At 58.9% G+C, this 18,604-nt stretch carries 19 protein-coding genes; 11 read left to right on the top strand and 8 right to left on the bottom strand.

The genetic code is table 11. The features are described 5' to 3' along the window. Positions 1 to 4 precede the first annotated feature (4 nt). The 4 genes from ACNY69_RS09655 to psrA all read left to right on the top strand — a co-directional run bounded on the left by ACNY69_RS09655 (position 5) and on the right by psrA (position 2,500). Positions 5 to 442 (top strand): PTS sugar transporter subunit IIA, encoded by a 438-nt coding sequence (locus tag ACNY69_RS09655; protein WP_111140347.1) that lies wholly within the window; start codon positions 5 to 7, stop codon positions 440 to 442. After that, entirely contained in the window at positions 439 to 1,062 is a 624-nt protein-coding gene (locus ACNY69_RS09650) for a P-loop nucleotide/nucleoside kinase family protein (RefSeq protein WP_111140348.1), read from the top strand. The genes ACNY69_RS09655 and ACNY69_RS09650 overlap by 4 nt, the downstream gene beginning before the upstream one ends. Then, positions 1,031 to 1,471, top strand: coding sequence for a thiol-disulfide oxidoreductase DCC family protein (locus tag ACNY69_RS09645; RefSeq protein ID WP_111140349.1), 441 nt, complete (start codon positions 1,031 to 1,033; stop codon positions 1,469 to 1,471). Before ACNY69_RS09650 ends, ACNY69_RS09645 begins: the two co-directional genes overlap by 32 nt. A gap of 129 nt (positions 1,472 to 1,600) precedes the next feature. Then, positions 1,601 to 2,500, top strand: a complete 900-nt coding sequence (gene psrA / locus ACNY69_RS09640) for an L-proline-binding transcription factor PsrA (protein ID WP_418798118.1) — start codon at positions 1,601 to 1,603, stop codon at positions 2,498 to 2,500. Here psrA and ACNY69_RS09635 read toward each other — a convergent pair. From ACNY69_RS09635 to ACNY69_RS09620, 4 genes are all read right to left on the bottom strand, one after another. Beyond that, the gene (locus ACNY69_RS09635; RefSeq protein ID WP_111140351.1) at positions 2,475 to 3,284 is read right to left on the bottom strand and encodes a substrate-binding domain-containing protein; all 810 of its coding nucleotides are present in this window, start codon (positions 3,282 to 3,284) and stop codon (positions 2,475 to 2,477) included. The two genes, psrA and ACNY69_RS09635, sit on opposite strands and share 26 nt — an antisense overlap. Before the next feature lie 9 nt (positions 3,285 to 3,293). After that, entirely contained in the window at positions 3,294 to 4,601 is a 1,308-nt protein-coding gene (gene tcuC / locus ACNY69_RS09630) for an MFS transporter (protein ID WP_111140352.1), read from the bottom strand. A gap of 452 nt (positions 4,602 to 5,053) precedes the next feature. Then, complete coding sequence (locus tag ACNY69_RS09625) at positions 5,054 to 5,293, bottom strand: hypothetical protein (RefSeq protein ID WP_111140353.1); 240 nt, start codon at positions 5,291 to 5,293, stop codon at positions 5,054 to 5,056. Between the two features lie 262 nt (positions 5,294 to 5,555). Beyond that, positions 5,556 to 5,885 carry a cupin domain-containing protein gene (locus ACNY69_RS09620; protein WP_293770001.1) on the bottom strand — a complete coding sequence of 110 codons (330 nt, stop codon included), beginning with the start codon at positions 5,883 to 5,885 and terminating at the stop codon, positions 5,556 to 5,558. Between the two features lie 139 nt (positions 5,886 to 6,024). Here ACNY69_RS09620 and ACNY69_RS09615 point away from each other — a divergent pair, with 139 nt between their 5' ends. From ACNY69_RS09615 to ACNY69_RS09595, 5 genes are all read left to right on the top strand, one after another. Next, positions 6,025 to 6,663 carry an RpiB/LacA/LacB family sugar-phosphate isomerase gene (locus tag ACNY69_RS09615; protein WP_111140355.1) on the top strand — a complete coding sequence of 213 codons (639 nt, stop codon included), beginning with the start codon at positions 6,025 to 6,027 and terminating at the stop codon, positions 6,661 to 6,663. 208 nt (positions 6,664 to 6,871) lie between these two features. After that, on the top strand, positions 6,872 to 7,987 hold the full coding sequence (locus ACNY69_RS09610) for an ABC transporter substrate-binding protein (RefSeq protein WP_111140356.1): 1,116 nt from the start codon (positions 6,872 to 6,874) through the stop codon (positions 7,985 to 7,987). Positions 7,988 to 8,151: 164 nt separating this feature from the next. Further along, on the top strand, positions 8,152 to 8,559 hold the full coding sequence (locus ACNY69_RS09605; protein ID WP_111140357.1) for a DUF2231 domain-containing protein: 408 nt from the start codon (positions 8,152 to 8,154) through the stop codon (positions 8,557 to 8,559). Positions 8,560 to 8,571: 12 nt separating this feature from the next. Next, positions 8,572 to 9,873, top strand: a complete 1,302-nt coding sequence (locus ACNY69_RS09600; RefSeq protein ID WP_111140358.1) for a PQQ-dependent sugar dehydrogenase — start codon at positions 8,572 to 8,574, stop codon at positions 9,871 to 9,873. 624 nt (positions 9,874 to 10,497) lie between these two features. Further along, a complete protein-coding gene (locus ACNY69_RS09595; protein ID WP_111140359.1) occupies positions 10,498 to 11,130 on the top strand; it encodes a DapH/DapD/GlmU-related protein in 633 nt (210 codons plus the stop codon). A gap of 14 nt (positions 11,131 to 11,144) precedes the next feature. On the opposite strand, the gene ACNY69_RS09590 is transcribed toward ACNY69_RS09595, so the two are convergent. After that, positions 11,145 to 12,026, bottom strand: a complete 882-nt coding sequence (locus tag ACNY69_RS09590; protein ID WP_111140360.1) for an EamA family transporter — start codon at positions 12,024 to 12,026, stop codon at positions 11,145 to 11,147. After that, complete coding sequence (locus tag ACNY69_RS09585) at positions 12,023 to 13,228, bottom strand: MFS transporter (RefSeq protein ID WP_418798113.1); 1,206 nt, start codon at positions 13,226 to 13,228, stop codon at positions 12,023 to 12,025. Before ACNY69_RS09585 ends, ACNY69_RS09590 begins: the two co-directional genes overlap by 4 nt. A gap of 125 nt (positions 13,229 to 13,353) precedes the next feature. Here ACNY69_RS09585 and ACNY69_RS09580 point away from each other — a divergent pair, with 125 nt between their 5' ends. Both ACNY69_RS09580 and ACNY69_RS09575 read left to right on the top strand, forming a co-directional pair. Continuing rightward, a complete protein-coding gene (locus ACNY69_RS09580; RefSeq protein ID WP_111140362.1) occupies positions 13,354 to 13,809 on the top strand; it encodes a winged helix-turn-helix transcriptional regulator in 456 nt (151 codons plus the stop codon). 224 nt (positions 13,810 to 14,033) lie between these two features. Then, positions 14,034 to 15,461: a purine-cytosine permease family protein gene (locus tag ACNY69_RS09575; protein WP_418798111.1), complete on the top strand. Its 1,428-nt coding sequence runs from the start codon at positions 14,034 to 14,036 to the stop codon at positions 15,459 to 15,461. Between the two features lie 59 nt (positions 15,462 to 15,520). On the opposite strand, the gene ACNY69_RS09570 is transcribed toward ACNY69_RS09575, so the two are convergent. Both ACNY69_RS09570 and ACNY69_RS09565 read right to left on the bottom strand, forming a co-directional pair. Further along, entirely contained in the window at positions 15,521 to 16,843 is a 1,323-nt protein-coding gene (locus tag ACNY69_RS09570) for an MFS transporter (protein WP_418798109.1), read from the bottom strand. Positions 16,844 to 17,033: 190 nt separating this feature from the next. Beyond that, a complete protein-coding gene (locus ACNY69_RS09565; protein WP_418798107.1) occupies positions 17,034 to 18,047 on the bottom strand; it encodes a GT-D fold domain-containing glycosyltransferase in 1,014 nt (337 codons plus the stop codon). Positions 18,048 to 18,604: the final 557 nt, after the last annotated feature.

Here is an 18,604-nt window from a genome sequence, read left to right as displayed (position 1 = left end):
GGTGATGACGATTAAGCAGTTATTGCAAGAGGCCAATGCCATCCAGATCGGGATTGACGCCACGGACTGGCGTCAGGTTATCGCGCTGGCCGCGGCCCCGCTGGTGAGAGGGGGATATCTGTCGGCCTCCTATCCTGACGCCGTGATCGCCAATACGCTGACGCATGGCGCCTATTATGTTTTTGAAGAGGGGATCGCGATCCCCCATGCGCGACCGGAAGCCGGGGTCATCCGCGACTGTTTCAGCATGATCCTGCTGAATGAGCCGATCTCGTTTGAGGGCAGCGACAAGGCGGACATTGTGATCATGTTTGGCGCCCGCGACAGTAATGCCCATATCGAAGAGGGGATCCGGGCGATTGTGTCGCTGCTGGAGGATGAGCAGACGCTGGTCAGACTCCGTCAGGCCGCGAGCGTCGCGGAGGTCATCGACATCCTATGACGCTGAAAACTCCCCCTAAACGTGTGGTGCTGGTGAACGGCATTCCGGCGTCTGGCAAAAGCACCCTGACGCACGCGCTGTCGCACCACTTTGGCTGGCCGGTGCTGACGCTCGACAGCCTGAAGGAGCCCTTTATGGCCTGCTTTGCGCCGGTGGACCGCCAGCGTAACCGGCAGCTGGGCTGCGCTGCCTATCAGGCGATCTGGAACATTGTCGGGCAGTCACCGGCTACGCCTGTCTGGCTCATCGACGCCTGGTTTGGCTTCCAGCCGCGTGCGCTGCTGGAGCAGGGACTGAAACAGGCGGGTGTCGGCGAGGTGCTGGAGCTGTGGCTGAAGATCGATCCAGACGTGGCGGTGGCGCGCTATCAGGCGCGGCTCTCGCAGCGGCAGCCCGGTCATCCGGGGGCGGAGTATCTGCCGGAGCTGCACCAGCTGGCGCAACGGGCGCGGCCCATGGCGCTGGGGCCGCTCTGTGAGGTCAACGCCTGCGCGCAGGATCATGCGGCCGTTTTCCAGTGGTTACAGCAGCAACTCAGCAGAACCCGCTACACTTCAGCTCATCATCTGAAAAGTGAGGCGTTGCAGGATGTCGTCACCCCCCTGTCTGCAAACCGGTGAAAGCGTCGTGCTTTATGACGGCGTCTGTAAGCTCTGCAATGGCTGGGTTCAGTTCCTGCTGCGCCACCATCTGGCGCGGCAGGTTCGTTTTGCCTCGGTGCAGAGCGAGCAGGGCAAGGCGCTGCTGCGCTGGGCCGGACTGCCGGAAGAAAACGTCAGCACCATTGTCTATATTGCCGATAATCAGCACTGGCTGCGGGCGCAGGCGGTGTTTCGTGTTATGCAGCATCTGCCGGCACCCTGGCGTGCTCTGGCGGTGCTGCGGCACTTTCCGGATGCCATCAGCAATTTTGCCTATGACCGCATTGCCCTGAACCGCTATAAACTGTTCGGCCGCTACAGCAGCCAGCACGCCATCACACCCGATTATCCTGAGCGATTTCTGCATGAGGTTTCGTCGCCGCACTGATCTGTGACAGGCGGCCATGAGCTGAGCTGAAATCAATGATATCCTTAACGTTATTGCTTAATTCCGGCGCGTCATGGCATCGCAGTGACAGGGCAGAAACCGGGCTGACAGACTAAGGACAGAAGGGGTATGCCGGTTAATTTCGATCTCAACGACCTCTACGCGTTTCGCGCGCTGGTGGAGTTTGGCAATTTTCGCCTGGCGGCGGAGTCGATCTGCCTTTCCCAGTCGGCCCTGAGCCGCCGGATAGATAAGCTGGAAACCGCGCTGGGCATCAAACTGTTTGAACGAACGACCCGTCGCGTCACGCTGACGCTGAAAGGGCATGCGTTTGCGCAGCGGTCGGACAAGCTGCTGGCCGATTTTGAAGAGGTGATGGCCGATCTCAGTGAGGTGAGTTTAGCCCGTACGGGCCTGATCACCGTAGCCTGCGTGCCGTCCGCCGCCTACTACTTCATGCCCAGCATCATCCGGCTGTTTCAGACGCGCTATCCCAGAGTGCGGGTCAAACTGATCGACAGCAGCGCAGCCAATGTCTACGACGCGGTGATCGGCGGGCAGGCTGACTTCGGCATCAGTTTTTCCGGCCGCTCGCAGCCGGATGTTCACTTTCAGCCGCTGATGGATGACCCCTATGTGGCTGCCTGTCGCCGCGATCATCCGATCGCAAATAAAAAGAGTCTGAGCTGGCGGGAGTTCTATCAGTCTGAGTGGATCGGGCTGGATAAAACCTCCGGCAACCGCAACCTGCTGGATCAGGCGTTGCAGGCGATCATGCCAGAGAAGCCCTGTGTCTGTGAAACCCGGCACGTCACGACCATGCTGGGGATGGTTGAGGCGGGGCTGGGCATTGCTGCTGTCCCCGGCATGTCGATGCCGGAATACGATCACGCCCTGCTGATGGCCGTGCCGCTAACCGACCCCCAGGTGAAACGCACCGTGGGTCTGTTGCGTAAAAATGGCCGGACGCTGTCCCATATCGCCAGCGAGCTGGAAAACCTGATTATTGAACAGTATCAGCGGCTTTAACCGGGGCGGCCGCTTTCACGCTGTGCAGGCCGCTGTCATGAACCGCCTGCTGTGCGTCGGGTGAGGCGAGCCAGTGTAACAGCTTCGCTGCCTCGTCCGGCTGGGCGGACTGGCGCACCACGGCACCGGCGAAACGGGTGGTGTACTGCACCTTGTCCGGCAATTCACCAATAAAGGTGACGCCCTGGACCGGCAGCAGCTCGCTCACCTGCTGGAAGCCGATGGCATATTTCCCGGCGGCGACCTCCGAGGCTACCGGAATACGCTCCACCTTCACCGCCTTCGCCTTGACCTGATCCTCAATTCCCAGCCGCGTGAACAGCTGGCTGCTGACATACCTGCCGCTGGCGCTGTCGGAATAGGCGATAGACTGCGCGTTCAGCAGGGTCGTGCGCAGCTCGCTTTCCGTGCCGATCTTCACCGGCGTCGCGCCCTTTTTAATGACGGCACCGATGCGGGAGTCGGCGAGTTCAACCCGTGAGCCTGGCAGCGTCTTTCCCTGCTTTTGCAGCTCGCCCAGCGCATCGCCGACCATGATCACCACATCGGCCGGTTCACCGCGCGCCAGTCGCGCCGGGATCGCCTGTGGCGTCCTGCCCATCGACGGCCCGGCCACCGTATTGATGGTGATCCCTTCCTGCCTGGCAAAGCGGGGCGACAGGGTATCCCACGCCGCTTTAAACCCGCCGGAGATCATCACCGTCAGCTCTCTGGCCTGCGCCGTGGCACTGCCTGTCACGCTGGACAGCAGGGCGGCGTACAACGCGATTTTTTTCAGTTTCATCTTCATTCCTTAGCTAACCGTTTCATGGGCAGGTGATACGACACTGCGGGTACGACGATAGAGATAGAGTGTGGCCCCCAGCGCACAGACAGCCGCGAAGCTCATCCAGTAGCCCGGCGAGGCTTTGTCGCCGGTCAGCTCAATCAGTCCGGTCGACATTACCGGCGTAAAGCCGCCAAACAGTGCCGTTGCCAGACTGTAGGCCAGCGAGAATCCGGCAACACGCACTTCCGCCGGCATGATTTCGGTCAGCGCCGGGATCATCGCGCCGTTGTAGAGACCGTAGATCATCGACAGCCACAGCAGCACGCCCAGCATCATCGAGAAGCCCGGTGCTGCCGCCAGCAGGCTCAGCGCCGGATAGCTGGTCGCCATCGCCAGCAGGGTCATAGCGACCAGAACCGGTTTACGGCCAAAACGGTCGGAGAGTGCACCACCAATCGGCAGCCAGATAAAGTTCGAGATTGCCACCAGCAGCGTGACCAGCAGGCTGTCAGAGGCACTGAGCAGCAGCACCTTCTTACCAAAGGTAGGGGCGTACACCGTAATCAGATAGAACGCGGTGGTGGTCATCGCCACCATCAGCATCCCGGCAATTACCACCTGCCAGTTGTTCAGCAGGATGCGGAAGACCTGACGCACCTCAGGATGGCTGCGGCGATTGTTAAACTCCTGGGTCTCTTCCAGCTTGCGACGCAGTACAAAAATAAAGGGCACGATCAGGCAGCCAAACAGGAACGGAATACGCCAGCCCCATTCGCGGATGGCACTTTCTGCCAGCACGGCGTTGAGGATAAAGCCCATCGCCGCTGCCACCATGATCGCGACCTGCTGACTGCCCGACTGCCAGCTGGTGTAAAAGCCCTTCCGGCCAGGCGTGGCGATCTCGGCCAGATAGACGGATACGCCGCCCAGCTCTGCACCGGCAGAGAAGCCCTGCAGTAAACGGCCGATCAGCACCAGCAGCGGAGCCCACAGGCCGATGCTCTGGTAAGAGGGGATCAGCACGATCATAAAGGTGCCCGCCGCCATAATAGAGAGCGTGACAATCAGCCCCTTGCGACGGCCGACTTTATCGATATAGGCCCCCAGCACCACGGCGCCAATCGGCCGCATCAGGAAGCCCGCCCCGAACACGGCAAAGGTCATCATCAGTGACGCGAACTCACTGCTGGCCGGGAAGAAGGTATGTGCGATATAGGTGGCATAGAAACCGAACAGGAAGAAATCGAACTGTTCGAGAAAATTGCCCGAGGTTACACGGAAAATAGCGCCAATCCTGGCGCGGTGGGTCATGGGTGAGGTCGTCTGCATCAGTAACTCCAGTAAGGTATGACGCTTTTAGCCGCGCCTGTTGCAGAAGAGTGGATCAGCGTCCGCAGCTAAATAAGTGCAAAAAGCGCATAGATTGATGAGCCTGACGCATGATTGCCGGGCGGTACTACCGAAAAGGTTTAGGATTCAGCGGGTTGAAACAGAGGCCGTCTGCCTCCTGTTTGTGAACCGTGCTGATGTGAGTTTGCGGAAATGTGACAGAATTCATAAGCGTGTTACGCACAGAAGGGAAGCTGATCGGCGGATCGATCCGCTGCTACCGCTCTCCGGCGCACAAAGTCAGGATAACCGAAAACGCGTGGTTTCAGAGCCGGGGTTACTTCACAGGCAGGATAAGGAGAGTGACACGTCTGAACAGCAGAGGGTTCAGACGTGAAGAGCGAGAATCCATAAAGACATCGGGGCGGTACACTGCTGCCACAGAGAGAAAGCACTCATTTTTTTGCCATCAGCATCGTCAGCAGTTCCCGGCAGCAGGCTTCTTCTTCGGCGCTGTCCGCAGAGGCCAGATAGCGCAGCAGCTCCATGCAGCTTTTTTCCTTACCCGCTTCCAGTAACTCTTCGATCAGAAAATTCAGTTTCTCCTGCTCAGACGCCGCGAAGGAGGAGCCGAACTCATTTTTCACCGGGACGATGTGATTCGCCGGCAAGGTAAGGGTGTTCTGCATTGGCATATTTTTATCCTTTTCTGGGTTAAAAAACGTACTGGTGTTGCTATTAAACTTATACAACGATCCCGGATTTGTACAGAAATTTGCCGGACTGATTTTCGGGCTGACGCGAAGCGCAGCGCGGGCTGGAGGTAAATCCCTGCTTATCATTCAGTTAGCGTGGAGGCGCCATTCATAAAATTTTTTGCAGTCCGGTCAGACGAGGCGGCGGGAAAAAGCAGATGCTGGCGGGAGAGGAAAACGGCGGCCCGATGAGCCGCCCCTCCTATTTTGCGGACAGGAACGCTTCCCGCTGCGGTGTGAAGGTATCCAGCAGCACGCCCGCTTCCAGACAGACACAGCCATGCACCACATCCGGCGCCTTATAGAGCGTGTCTCCGGCGCCGACTTCACGCGTTTCGCCATCAATAGTGAAGGCGAAGCGACCGCGCAGTACGTAAGTCAGCTGCTCATGAGGATGATGATGCAGCGGTCCGATCGCCCCGGTTTCAAAGGTGACTTCGACCGCCATCAGGCTGCCGCCGTGCGCCAGTATCCGGCGCGTTACCCCCTGGCCGAGGTCCTCGACTGGCTGCGCGTTATGAAAGATAAACATGGTTAACCTCCGTTGATGACCCGACGTGCGGTCGCCAATTTGTGATGGCACTCACAGCCCGCAGCCCAATTAGTCCATGCACTTTACTCACTTTTCATTAAAATGAAACAGTGTTTCAATTAATTTATGAGGGCAGGTCATGAAAATCGCATTAATGATGGAAAACAGCCAGGCCGCTAAAAATGCCATTGTGCTGAAAGAGCTGGAAGGCGTCGCACAGCCGCTGGGCCATCAGGTCTTCAACGTCGGGATGAGCGACGAGCAGGATCACGCGCTCACCTATATTCATCTTGGCATTCAGGCCAGCGTGCTGCTGAACAGTCAGGCCGTGGATTTTGTGGTCGCAGGGTGCGGGACCGGACAGGGTGCGCTGATGTCGCTGAACCTTCATCCGGGCGTGGTGTGCGGCTACTGCATCGATCCGGCGGATGCGTACCTGTTTGCGCAAATCAACAACGGTAACGCGCTCTCTCTGCCTTTCGCCAAAGGCTTTGGCTGGGGCGCAGAACTTAACCTGCGCTTTATTTTTGAAAAAGCCTTCACTGGGGAAAAAGGACACGGCTATCCGCCAGAGCGCAAAGAGCCGCAGGTGCGTAATGCCGGTCTGCTGAACCAGGTCAAAGCCGCCATGCTGAAAGAGAACTATCTCGACACCCTGCGCGCCCTCGATCCTGAGCTGGTGCGAACCGCCGTCAGCGGCCCGCGTTTTCAGCAGTGCCTGTCTGAGCAGGGGAAAAATCAGGAGATCATCGCCTTTGTGCGTCAGCTGACGCACTGACGACGGCCCCGAGCGGAGGCCGGTGCGACCGGCCTTTTACTCTCTTTCCGCCTGTCATCACCTCTTTACCGGCCATAACCCGCCCGTCTGCTTCCCGCCGGAGCCGTGAAAAACATTTCACCGAATGACTTCCCCTGACTGCCATTTTAGGTAATAGTAACGCCGCTTTACATTAATAATTCTCATTATCATTTATGTGGGTTTGACGATGAAAAAATGGTTTTTAGCGTTGGGGATGCTCGCGCTGGCAGGGACGGCTTCGGCCAAAGTAATCACTGACGTCGCAGGCCGTCAGGTTGACGTGCCACAGGAAGCAAAACGCATCATTCTGGGTGAGGGCCGTCAAATCTATCTGCTGGCTGCATTTGATACAGACGCGCCGTTCAGCCGGGTGATCGGCTGGCGTGACGACCTGCCGAAAGCGGACTGGGATGGTTATCAGGCCTATGAAAAACGCTATCCGCAAATTAAAAAATTACCGACCTTTGGCGGCGCAAAAGATGGCACCTTCAACGTTGAGCAGGCGTTAACCCTGAAGCCCGATCTGGTGCTGATGAACCTGGAGTCAAAGGCCGCCACGGATGAGGGCAAGCTGATTGAAAAACTGCAGGCCGTAGGCGTGCCGGTGGTATTCATCGACTTCCGCGAAGCCCCGTTTGTGAACGCAGAGAAAAGCATCCGCATTATGGGCGAACTGGTGAATAAGCCAGCGCGTGCCCAGGAGATCATCACCTTCCGCCAGCAGCAGATCGAGCGGGTCACTTCACGACTGAAAAACTTCACCGGCTATCGCCCGAAAGTGATGATTGATCGTGCGGGCGGCTACAGCGATGAGTGCTGCATGTCCTTTGGCAGTGAGAACTTCGGGCAGATGGTGGAGATAGCAGGCGGGCGTAACATTGCGAAAGGCGTGATCCCAGGCACCTTCGGCACCCTGAACCCGGAGCAGATCATCGCCAGCCAGCCGGATGTGGTGGTCGTGACCGGTGCGAACTGGAAGAACTACAATACCGTGGGCAAATGGGTCGGCGTCGGCCCGGGGGCGAATGTCACCGAAGCCACGGCGCGTCTTAAAGCACTGATGACGCGCGATGCGTTCAAAACCCTGCCGGTGGCGCATAACGGCCATGTCCATGCCATCTGGCACCAGTTCTACGACAGCCCTTATCAGTTTGTCGCGATCCAGGCGCTGGCGAAGTGGCTCCATCCCGATCTGTTTGCCGATCTCGATCCGGATGCCACCTTCCGTGAGTTCCACGAGAAGTTCCTGCCGCTGCCTTATCAGCCAGGATACTGGGTCACGCTGCCCGCCGACAAGTCCTGACAGCGCGGGATGACAGGGACGTCATCCGCCTGTTTTGCAATTCCTCCTGAATAAACCCTCTGTTTCTCTTCAGATTTACTAATCTTTTAAAGGCGCGGGGTCGGTTGCTGTCAGCAGCGCGACGTCTGACCTGGTCCGCATTCACGTAAAAAATGGAGAGAAACATGCGCAATACCCTGGGAAGATCGGCGTTTGCCGTGACGCTTTACGCTCTGCTGGAGCCGGTGCCGCTGGGCTTTTTTGTCGCGGCCTGGCTGTTCGATATTCTCTACATGCAGACCTTTGTGCTGTTCTGGACCGATGCCGCAGGCTGGCTGATTGCGCTGGGGCTGATACTGGCTATCGTGCCGCGCATCATCGCCCTGGTCTATCTGTTTCGCGGCAGCGACAGCGCAGAAAAGGGCCATTTCTGGCTCTGGCTGGTCGCGATTGTCATCGCCATCGTCAATGCGTTTATTCATAGCCGTGATGCGGCCGCGGTCATTCCGCTGGGCGTTACGCTTTCGACGCTGGTGGTGGCGCTGCTGCTGCTGGCGAATGTGCAACTTGCGTTACGCCACCGTAGCGCTTAAGGAGGAGCCATCATGAAAAGAACGCATAAAACGCTGCTGGCGCTGTCTGTGACGGCCCTGCTGGCAGGCTGCGATCAGGGCGCGCAGGTCGATCCACAGAAACAGACGGGTGCCAATCCCGAACTGCCGCAGGCGCGCAATTTCTTTATGCCGCCGATGCAGGTGCCGGAAGGCACACCCTGGAAAGCGGGCGAAATGCCGAAAGTGGCGCAGGGGCTGAAAATCGAGAAGATCGCAGAGAATCTGCAGCATCCGCGTCAGGTTTACGTGCTGCCAAATAATGATGTGCTGGTGGCGGAATCGAATGGCCCGCCCAAGCCGACTACCCGGCCGAAACAGCTGATCATGGGGATCGTGCAGAAAGCCTCCGGCAAGGGCGGCGCGGGCGGTAACCGCATCACGCTGCTGCGCAACGTGGACGGCAAATGGGAACAGCATCGCTTTATTGAGAATCTCCACTCGCCGTTCGGGATGCAGCTGATTGGCAACACGCTCTATGTGGCGAATGCTGACAGCCTGGTGAAATTCCCCTATCGCGAAGGCGACACAGAGATCCGCACCGCGCCGGAAGAGGTGACGGAACTGCCGGGCGGGCCCATTAACCACCACTGGACCAAGGCGCTGCTAGCCAGCCCCGATGGCAGCAAGCTCTATGTCGGGGTCGGTTCCAACAGTAACGTGACCGAGAACGGCATCGGCGCAGAGTATCGCCGTGCTGCGGTGCTGGAAGTAGACGCGGCCAGCGGCGCCAGCCGGATCTACGCCAGCGGGTTGCGCAATCCTACCGGCTTACAGTGGGAACCGCAGAGCGGTAAGCTCTGGGCGGTGGTCAACGAGCGCGATGAGATCGGCTCCGACCTGGTGCCCGACTATATGACCTCGGTAGAGGAGAAAGGCTTCTACGGCTGGCCCTACAGCTACTTTGGTCAGCATGTCGATACCCGCGCGGAACCGCAGCGTCCCGATCTGGTGGAAAAAGCGATCAAGCCTGACTATGCGCTGAGTTCGCACGTTGCGCCGCTGGGTCTGCTGTTCTATGGGGCGGATAACATGCCGCAGTACAAAGGCGGCGCGTTTATCAGCGAGCATGGCAGCTGGAACCGTACGCCGCTGAATGGCTACAAGGTTATCTGGGTGAAATTTGAAAACGGTAAGCCGGTGGGTGAGCCGCAGACGGTGGTCTCTGGCTTCCTGACGGATGACGAAAAACAGGTGCGGGGCCTGCCGGTCGGCCTGGCCAGCGATAAACAGGGCGGGGTCCTGATCGCAGACGATGCGGGCAATACCGTGTGGCGTATCAGCGCCGCCAACTAGCCTCTGCCCGGAGAGCTGAAAAGCAGGCATAAAAAAAGGATTTGGCGCGTTGCCAAATCCTTTATTTTTTTGTCCGCCAGCCCGGCTGGTAACCGCGCTGCAGACGAGGTGCTCAGCACTCTCCACAAAAGAGATTGTAAAATGTGCGGCTAAGGATTTCAAGTTTCGCCATAATGCTGTATGTTTATACAGGTGTTGGGCGTTGGGTATCGCCTCGTGGTCGACTGGCCGCTCCCAGGGGCAGGTTTTTTAAAATCCCGGCAGGCATCAGGTGGTGCTGGCCTGTGGCTTTAACCATGAGTGCCGCTCAGCCCTCTCCACAAGATGTGCTCAGGCGCCCGGCGGGTAGAGTCAAAGCCCTGGTTGCCGAAAAGCGCGCTCCTGAAAAAGGAGAAGGAAAGTGATGGAACTGACTAAGCTGATTCTGGATCTGATCCGGGTCATCTTGCAGATCATCGTTGCCCTTATGCAACTGACCGGTCAGGCAGGTTAACCGGAACTTGAAACAAGGCGGAGCTAACCACTCCGCCTTTTTTCTTTGTCAATTCTCTGTCATCAGAAGCGGATAAGGTGGTGCGGCAAAAGCACGTCGCAGGGGATGTGCTTATCCGGATTGGGAATGCTATGTCCATTGTTGCCGTTATGCCTGCCCCCTTAGCCCACACCAGGATCGACGAGAGTGTGCGGATGCGGGAAACCACCGTGGGTCAGCAGTGTGAAATCCTGGCGCACAGCCTGCTGGAATACAGCGAGCTGGGCGACTTCTCCTATGTCGGCGAGCACTGCTGCCTGGCCGACACCCAGGTAGGGCGCTTCTGCGCTATCGCCAACCAGGTGCGCCTTGGCGCGCCGAACCATCCGATGGATCGCGCCTCTCAGCATCGCTTCACCTACTGCCCGGAGTATTACCATCCCGACGCCCGCCGCGATCGGCCCTTCTTTGCGGCCCGCCGGGCCGATCGGGTGATCATCGGTCATGACGTCTGGATCGGGCATGGCGTGATCGTGCTGCCTGGCGTCACCGTCGGTGATGGGGCGGTGCTGGCCGCGGGCGCGGTGGTGACCCGCGACGTCGCGCCCTACAGCGTGGTGGGCGGCGTCCCGGCCCGGCCGCTGCGGATGCGGTTTTCGCCCGCCATTGCCGCCCGTCTGCAGCGTATCGCCTGGTGGAACTGGCCGCTGGAGAAGCTGATGGCAAACCTGGCCGACTTTCAGCACGGCGACATTGAGGCGTTCTGCCAGCGGCACGCGGTATAGCCCCTGAGGCGTCATCAGACGCGCAGGCCGATGCGGCGCGCCAGTCGCGGCCCATAGAGCCCCACGGCCAGTCCGGTCACGATCAGCAACAGTGCAGCGATTTTCTGCGTGGAAAGCGTTTCGCCAAAGATCGCCACCGAACCCAGAATGCCAAAAACGGGCACCAGCAGCGACAGGGGCGCAACCGTGGAGACCGGGTAGCGCTTCAGCAAGCCGTTCCACACCCAGTAGCCCAGCAGGGTATTGGGATAGGCCTGGAACAGAATAGAGAGCAGGGCGAGGCTGTCGGCGTGGCTGTACAGCGCCCGATAGCCCGCCATGCCGTTGACCACTCCATCCAGCAGAAAGAGCGGCAGGGGCGCAAAGGCGGATGACCAGACCAGAAACGCAAACACCTGCCGGGTGCCGGCTCTCTTGCTGATGATGTTGGCCGCGCTCCAGGCTATCGCTCCCGCCAGCACCAGCAGCACGCCGGAGATCGTCACCGAGCCATCGGTGATGAAAAATATCGACAGCAGTCCGGCGCAGGCGATGAGCCCACCGGCGATCTGATAGCGGCTCAGTCGCTCGCGAAAAACCAGGCTGCCGAGCAGCAGGGTAAAGAAGGCACTGAACTGCAACAGCAGTGAAGCGATGCCCGCCGACAGCCCGGCCTGAATCCCCAGGTTCACCAGCCCCCAGAGGCCGATCCCGAACACCAGCCCATAGCCGATCAGGTAGCGCCACGGCACGTCCGGTTTTTTGATAAAGAGTATCGCGGGCAGAGCGCAGAGCGTGAAGCGGATCCCAGCCAGCAGAAAGGGATCGACCGCGTGCAGCCCCAGCTTAATCACCGAGAAGTTCACGCCCCAGATGGCCGTGATGAGCACGGCGAGCAGCAGATGAGAGAGTTTCATGCGTGACGGGTTCCTGACCAGTAGAGAAAGGCGGCAGCACTGACGGCGGCCCCGCCAGCGCAGACACCATACCATCCGCAGTGTGCATACAGCTGGGTGGCGGCAAAGGCACCCAGCGCACTGCCGAGGGAGTAAAAGCACATGTAGGCACCGACCAGCCGGCTCGCCGCATCCGGCCGGGCCGCCACGATCAGGCTCTGGTTGATGACATGAACCGTCTGGATCGCGAAGTCGAGCAGGATCACCCCGACCACCATCAGCAGCAGCGAATGCGGCAGCGCGGCAACGGGCAGCCAGGCGAAGGTCAGCAGCGCCAGTGCAAAGCCGGTGGCGCGCTGGCCCCGTCCCTGGTCAGCCCAGGCGCCCGCGCTGGCGGCCGCCATCGCACCGGCCAGCCCTGCCAGGCCAAACAGGCCGATCTGAGTCTGCGACAGCGCCATCGTTGTCAGCGGCAGCGCCATGGAAGACCAGAGCATGCTGAAGGCGGCAAAGATCAGCAGAGCGAGGATCCCCCGGCTGCGCAGGCGGGGTTCTGTGCGAAAAAGCAGGAGAACCGAAAGCAGGCGCTGCGGCCAGGCCGGTCGCTGCGCCTGACCGGCGGAGGCGGGCAGCACCTTCGCCAGGACCCCGGCGATCAGCAGTAACAGACAGGCGGCCGTAAAGTAGACCGCGCGCCAGCCTGCCAGATCCGCGATTGCCCCCGAAACAAACCGCGCCAGCAGGATCCCGATGACGATCCCGCTGGTGACGCTGCCGACCACCTGGCCACGCTGCGCCGGTGACGCCAGCATCGCGGCCCAGGCGACCATCAGTTGCGTGACCACCGCCATTAACCCCACCAGCAGCATCGCTGCGAGCAGCGTGAACAGGCCGGAGGCGCAGGCCGCTGCGGTCAGCGCCAGCGCGGAAAGCAGCAGCTGGGCAACCACCAGTTTTTTGCGGTTCACGCAGTCACCCAGCGGCACCAGAAGGAGCAACCCCAGGGCATAACCGATCTGCGTGGCCGTCACCACCGCGCCAGCGATGCCGGACGGGATCCGCAGGCTGACGGCGATGGACGCCAGCAACGGCTGCGCCGAGTACACGTTGGCGACCGCCAGCGCCGCAGTAAGCGAGAAGAGAAAAATCATCCGGGGTGAAAGCACCGGCGTTGCGGGGGCCGGTGGTCCGGCATCCCCGCGCCTGGAGGTCGTTGAGATCATCGTCTGGCCTTCGGGTTTTTATTTGAAACTGGATTGGCCATATCATTAACCGGGATGGTTTTTTTTTGCAACTTCTTTTCGGAGGGGCTAAGCTGGCACGGTTAACGGAGAAAGTGAGAGAAGAGATGGCGAAGCAGGAATCCCTGAGAACCAGCGAGTGTCCGGTTGCCCGCACCCTGGAGTCGATAGGTGAGCGCTGGTGCATGATGATCGTGCGTGAAGCCTTTGATGACGTCCGCCGGTTTGGTGATTTCCAGCGCAACCTGGGACTGGCGAAAAATATTCTGGCGTCGCGACTGAAGCAGCTGGTCGGGATCGGCGTGCTGGAAATTGCGCCCGCTTCCGATGGCAGCGCCTACCGCGAGTATCTCCTGACCGAAAGAGGCCGTGCGCTCTTTCCGGTGGTGGTGGCGATGCGGCAGTGGGGTGAGCGCTATCTGTTTGAGCAGGGCGAGACCCACTCGGTGCTGCTGGATAATGCGGAAGGCAGGCCGCTGCCGCGTCTGGAGGTTTACTCGGCGCAGGGTCAGAAGCTCGAACCCGCCGACTGCCATCGTCAGCGGGTGGTGGCGAAGGGATAACCCCTGGCGTTCTGACGCCGCCCTTTACCCTGCGGAAAAGACCCGGCCGCCCGCATTGCCGATCGTGCGTGCCGGTCTGTCGGTGTCATCACATTTTCCAATGACCGCCTGTCTTGTAACTTCCTGCCGCGCGTGACACTCTCCCTGATTGTATAGACATGTCATCTCAACCGGTCATCCGGCCCTGTTCGTTTTCTCTGACTCACTGCATCAGCGAGGGATCTATGTCGGTCAAATCATCTGCTACAGCGTATCCGGACGCGGCACAACCGCGCCTGTCAGAAACCCGCTCCATCGATTACATTCCGCTGCGCGAACGTCATGGGCATCCCTTCAGCCAGTTCACGCTCTGGTTTGGTGGCAACCTGCAAATCACCGCCATTGTTACCGGGGCGCTGGCTGTCGTACTGGGCGGCGATGTTGTCTGGTCGCTTGTCGGCTTACTGGTGGGGCAGATGATCGGCGCCGCGATCATGTCTTTGCATGCGCTGCAGGGCCCGCGCCTGGGCTTACCCCAGATGATAACCAGCCGCATGCAGTTCGGCGTTTACGGTGCGGTCATCCCCCTGGTGCTGGTCTGCATCATGTATGTGGGATTCTCCGCCAGCGGCACGGTACTGGCCGGACAGGCGCTGGCGAAACTGATCTCTGTCAGCAATGCCACCGGGATGATCGTGTTCAGCGCCCTGATCGTGGTGATTGCGGTGATGGGATATCGCGTGATCCATCAGCTGGGCAAGCTGGCGAGCGTGATTGGTGTGCTGGCCTTCGCGTATCTCTTTATCACGCTCTTTGCCACGCAAGACCTGGCGGCCGTCTGGCAGAATCGCCACTTTACCCCGGCAAATTTCCTGCTGGCGGTGTCGCTCTCGTCATCCTGGCAGATCGCATTTTGCCCCTATGTTTCCGACTACTCGCGCTATCTGCCTGCAGACGTCTCCGCGAAGAAACTGTTCGGTTCGGTGTTTGCCGGAACCGTACTCGGCACCCAGGCCTCGATGACGCTGGGGGTGATTGCCGCCGCGCTGGCCGGAAGTGCCTTCGCCGGTAATGAGGTGGGTTACATCGTTGGTCTGGGCAGTACCGCAGGCATGGCGATGGTGATCTACTTTGCCATCTGCTTCGGGAAGATTACCTTTACCACGCTCAACGCCTACGGAAGTTTTATGTCCCTGACCACCATCGTCTCCGGCTTTCGCCGGCAGACGACGCTGAGCCAGGGCGGGCGCATTCTGTTTGTCATCCTCATGGTCTCCGTGGCCTGCCTGATAGCCCTGCTCAGTGAACCGGCCTTCCTGAAATCCTTTACCCACTTCCTGCTGTTCCTGCTGGCCTTTTTTGTGCCGTGGAGCGCCATCAGCCTGACCGATTTCTATCTGATCACCCGCGGCCGGGTGGACGTTCCGGCGCTGGCCGATCCCGACGGCCGCTATGGCCGCTGGAACGTCGCGGGCATCGCCGTCTACGTTCTGGGGGTGATGGTGCAGTTACCCTTTATCGATAATCCGCTGCATCATGGCTCGCTGACCTGGATTTTTGCCGGAAACGATGTCTCATGGATCGTGGGCTGGCTGGTGACGGCGCTGTTATGGTTCGTTGCCAGCCGCTGGGATCGCCGGGGCAGACCCGAACAGAACAGCCGCGCCCTGTAGCGCAAAAAGCCGCCCGGTGGGCGGCTCAGGTTTCTCACGATAACGCTCAGCAGACGCGTTCAGGCGGTCGTCACCTCCGCCGTGGCGGGCTGCGTTTCGGCCACCAATGGCTTTTCCGGCTGCAGCAGCGTCATCGCCAGCATGCTGCCAAATGCGATGAGCGCCGTCACCGTAAACATGGCGTTATAGCCGTGATATTCCGCCAGCCAGCCGCAGAGCATTGGCGAGATGATCGCGGCCAGGTTGGCAATCGCCAGCGTCATGCCGCTGTAGGTGCCAACTGAGGCTTTAGGGGTCACATCGATCACCACCGACCAGTAGACATTGTTTACCAGCGCATTCAGCGCATTACCCAGCGTCATCAGGGCGATGATCCCGGCGGCAGATCCCATCCAGGGAATGGCCATAAAGCAGCAGGCGGTGCCACACAGCGTGACGGCAGCGAACAGATTGCGCGCCAGTCGCAGATTACGGAACCGGGCCAGCAGGGTATCGGTGATACGGCCGCCCAGCAGCACCGTGATGCAGGCGCCGCTCCAGGGGATCATCGCCACGTACCATAGCGAGTGCAGGTCGTAATGGAAATTATCCTGCAGGTACTTCGGCATCCAGGTCACCAGCGTGAAGGTGATGTAGAGGAAGGAGAAATAGCCCAGCGCGTTGCAGACCAGCGTCCGGCTGGTAAAGAAGCGCCACCAGGGCAGAGGCACGCTGTCGCCCGCGCTGCGACGCTGACCGTCCCGGATCAGCGCGCGCTCGGCGGCGTTGGTGAAGCGGCTCCGGTCCGGGCTGTCGCTGAAGGTGCGGGCAAACAGCAGCATCGCCAGCAGGGAGAAGATCCCCAGCAGGATAAACATCATGCGCCAGTCGTGGGTCAGCAGCAGCAGACCCACCGCGATCGGGGCGGTCAGCAGTGCGCCAACCTGAGTTGAGAGCAGGCCGATCCCCAGCGCGAACCCGCGCTCGTTGTCCGGTGCCCAGTGCGCAATGGTCTTGTTCATCAGCGCATAGGCGGGACCTTCGGCAAAACCAAACAGGATGCGCAGCGCCGCAAAGCCCATAATGGCCGATCCGCCAAACAGCGCCATGCCCAGCTCACCGGCCCAGGCGGTGGCGATCTCCAGCAGCGACCAGAGCACGCCCGCCAGCAGCCAGACCTTTTTGGTGCCGATGCGGTCGGCAAGAAAGCCGCCGCACAGCGAACCCAGCAGATAACCAAAGCCGAAATAGCCCAGCACGGCGCCGAGCTGGACTTTACTGAAGTGATACTCTGCCGCAATCGCATTAGCAGCAAAGGAGAGGGCGCCGCGATCGATGTAGTTGATCAGCGCGATCAGGAACAGCAGTGAAAACAGGGTGTAACGGTAACGGCTCGGCTTCATTTCACATCTCCTGATAAAAGGGGTCAGGAGAGTTAAAGCAAATTCAGTGCCGGAACGGTGCTGTTGCCAGAAGAAGCCCGGCTGGCGGGGTGGCGGGCCGCCTGGCTCGCGCGTCACGGCGGGCGCTGATCCCGCTAATTATTTGCCTGCGCATCAATGCGGTGCAGGCTATGCCTGCTGGTGGTGATCCTCAGGCGGCGTGATGCTGGGTGCGGCCAGGATGCGGCAGGGGAACGATCGCCACCTCCGCTGACACCTCAGGCGCTGGCACGGAGGACGCAGAGGCGTCGTCCACATGCTGCAGGATCTGCTGCTGATAGGTGACATCCGCCACGCAGCTCTGTTCGCCTAACAGAACGCCCGCTTCATTAACGTTTTTGCCTTCCACCTTTATTTTGTGGGTGGCACTGGCCAGCATCCACTCATATTCAATATCGACGTGGCCGCTATCAATACAGCGTATCCCGTGCTGACTTAAATCATGCGCCAGCACCGTGGCGGTCGGCCCTAATGAAATCAGGACCAGATCGAAATTAACGGCATGAGTAAGTACAGCATGAAACAGCGCGTCATAAACGGAAAAGGCATTACGGTTCAGCGTCGTAATTCTTTTCACCTCGCTGGCACCGTCCAGTAAATCGTTGCCTAATCCGAGTCGGGTTCCACTCCCTTCTACAATTAATACCCGCCGGTTGCGGTAAAGCAGTTTAAACTTGTCAAATATTCTGCCGGAAAGTTCTTTGCCTTTATAATCGTGATAAGGGCGCGTAACAGACGTATTTCCGTAGCGGTACTGTTTATTCAGCAGAGACTCATAATTTTTAAAGTAAAACGATTTATGAAAGAACCAGAACAGGGCCGATCCACTGCGCATATTTCGGGTAGTGCGGAAGGCATCCGGCAGACAGATCAGGCAGTTCGGACTGGCTGCCGCGCCGTGCTGCAGCACGCCCTTCAGCCGCGCTGACAGTTCCGGATTAAAGGACTGGAAACCGATATTTTTATAGCGTGTCATTTCCAGTTCGCCGTCGCCATATCGGGCCAGCGATAACGTGGGATCGCGTAATAACCGATCGATAGTTTCCTCAATCGACATCACGGAATAACGTTTAACACGGGACTGCGCCGCAGGATAGCGAATAGCGGCATGAATGAACTTAAACGGAAAGCGGAACTTGCGATATATCGCATGAAGTGCGGACATAGTTTACCTGCCTGGTGTATTGCTGCCAGAGAAAATCCCGCCTGACGGCCGGATAAATAATTAAAATATTAACGGACGATAACACAGATAAATGCCGCGTCCCGCTGCGGAATATCTTAAATCGTTTTCAGTGGATGAAGCTCACGCGTTATTAATCTATTCCCTGCGGGAAATAACGTTAAATAAATTCAGAAAGCGCAAAGTCAACTGCCATTTTTAATAAGGGAAAAAGGATTGACACCGCACCGGGTCTGAGAGTTTCGTCGTCAATACCAGCGTCTTTTTTCTTTTGCCGCTTTCAGCAATAAGAGTTTCAGCCCGACAGAATAAACAAACCATTACGATTATTTGACACTTATTCCCGCTCTGCGCGCGGACCTAAGCGCGGGTTACTGAAGCGCAGCTTGTCTGATATTTCATCGCCGATGAACAAAAGATGCGGTTATGCGCCGCCTATGGTTAATTTATTGTGATGAATATCGCGATTTAAGCCCTTCAGGCGTGAAAAAACCCCGCCGCAACCCGCCAGAGGGGCGGATTTATAATAAATATTTCTA

The organism is Pantoea graminicola (assembly GCF_048452665.1).
GTDB lineage: Bacteria > Pseudomonadota > Gammaproteobacteria > Enterobacterales > Enterobacteriaceae > Pantoea.
This window is presented reverse-complemented; position numbering and strand designations above follow the sequence as displayed.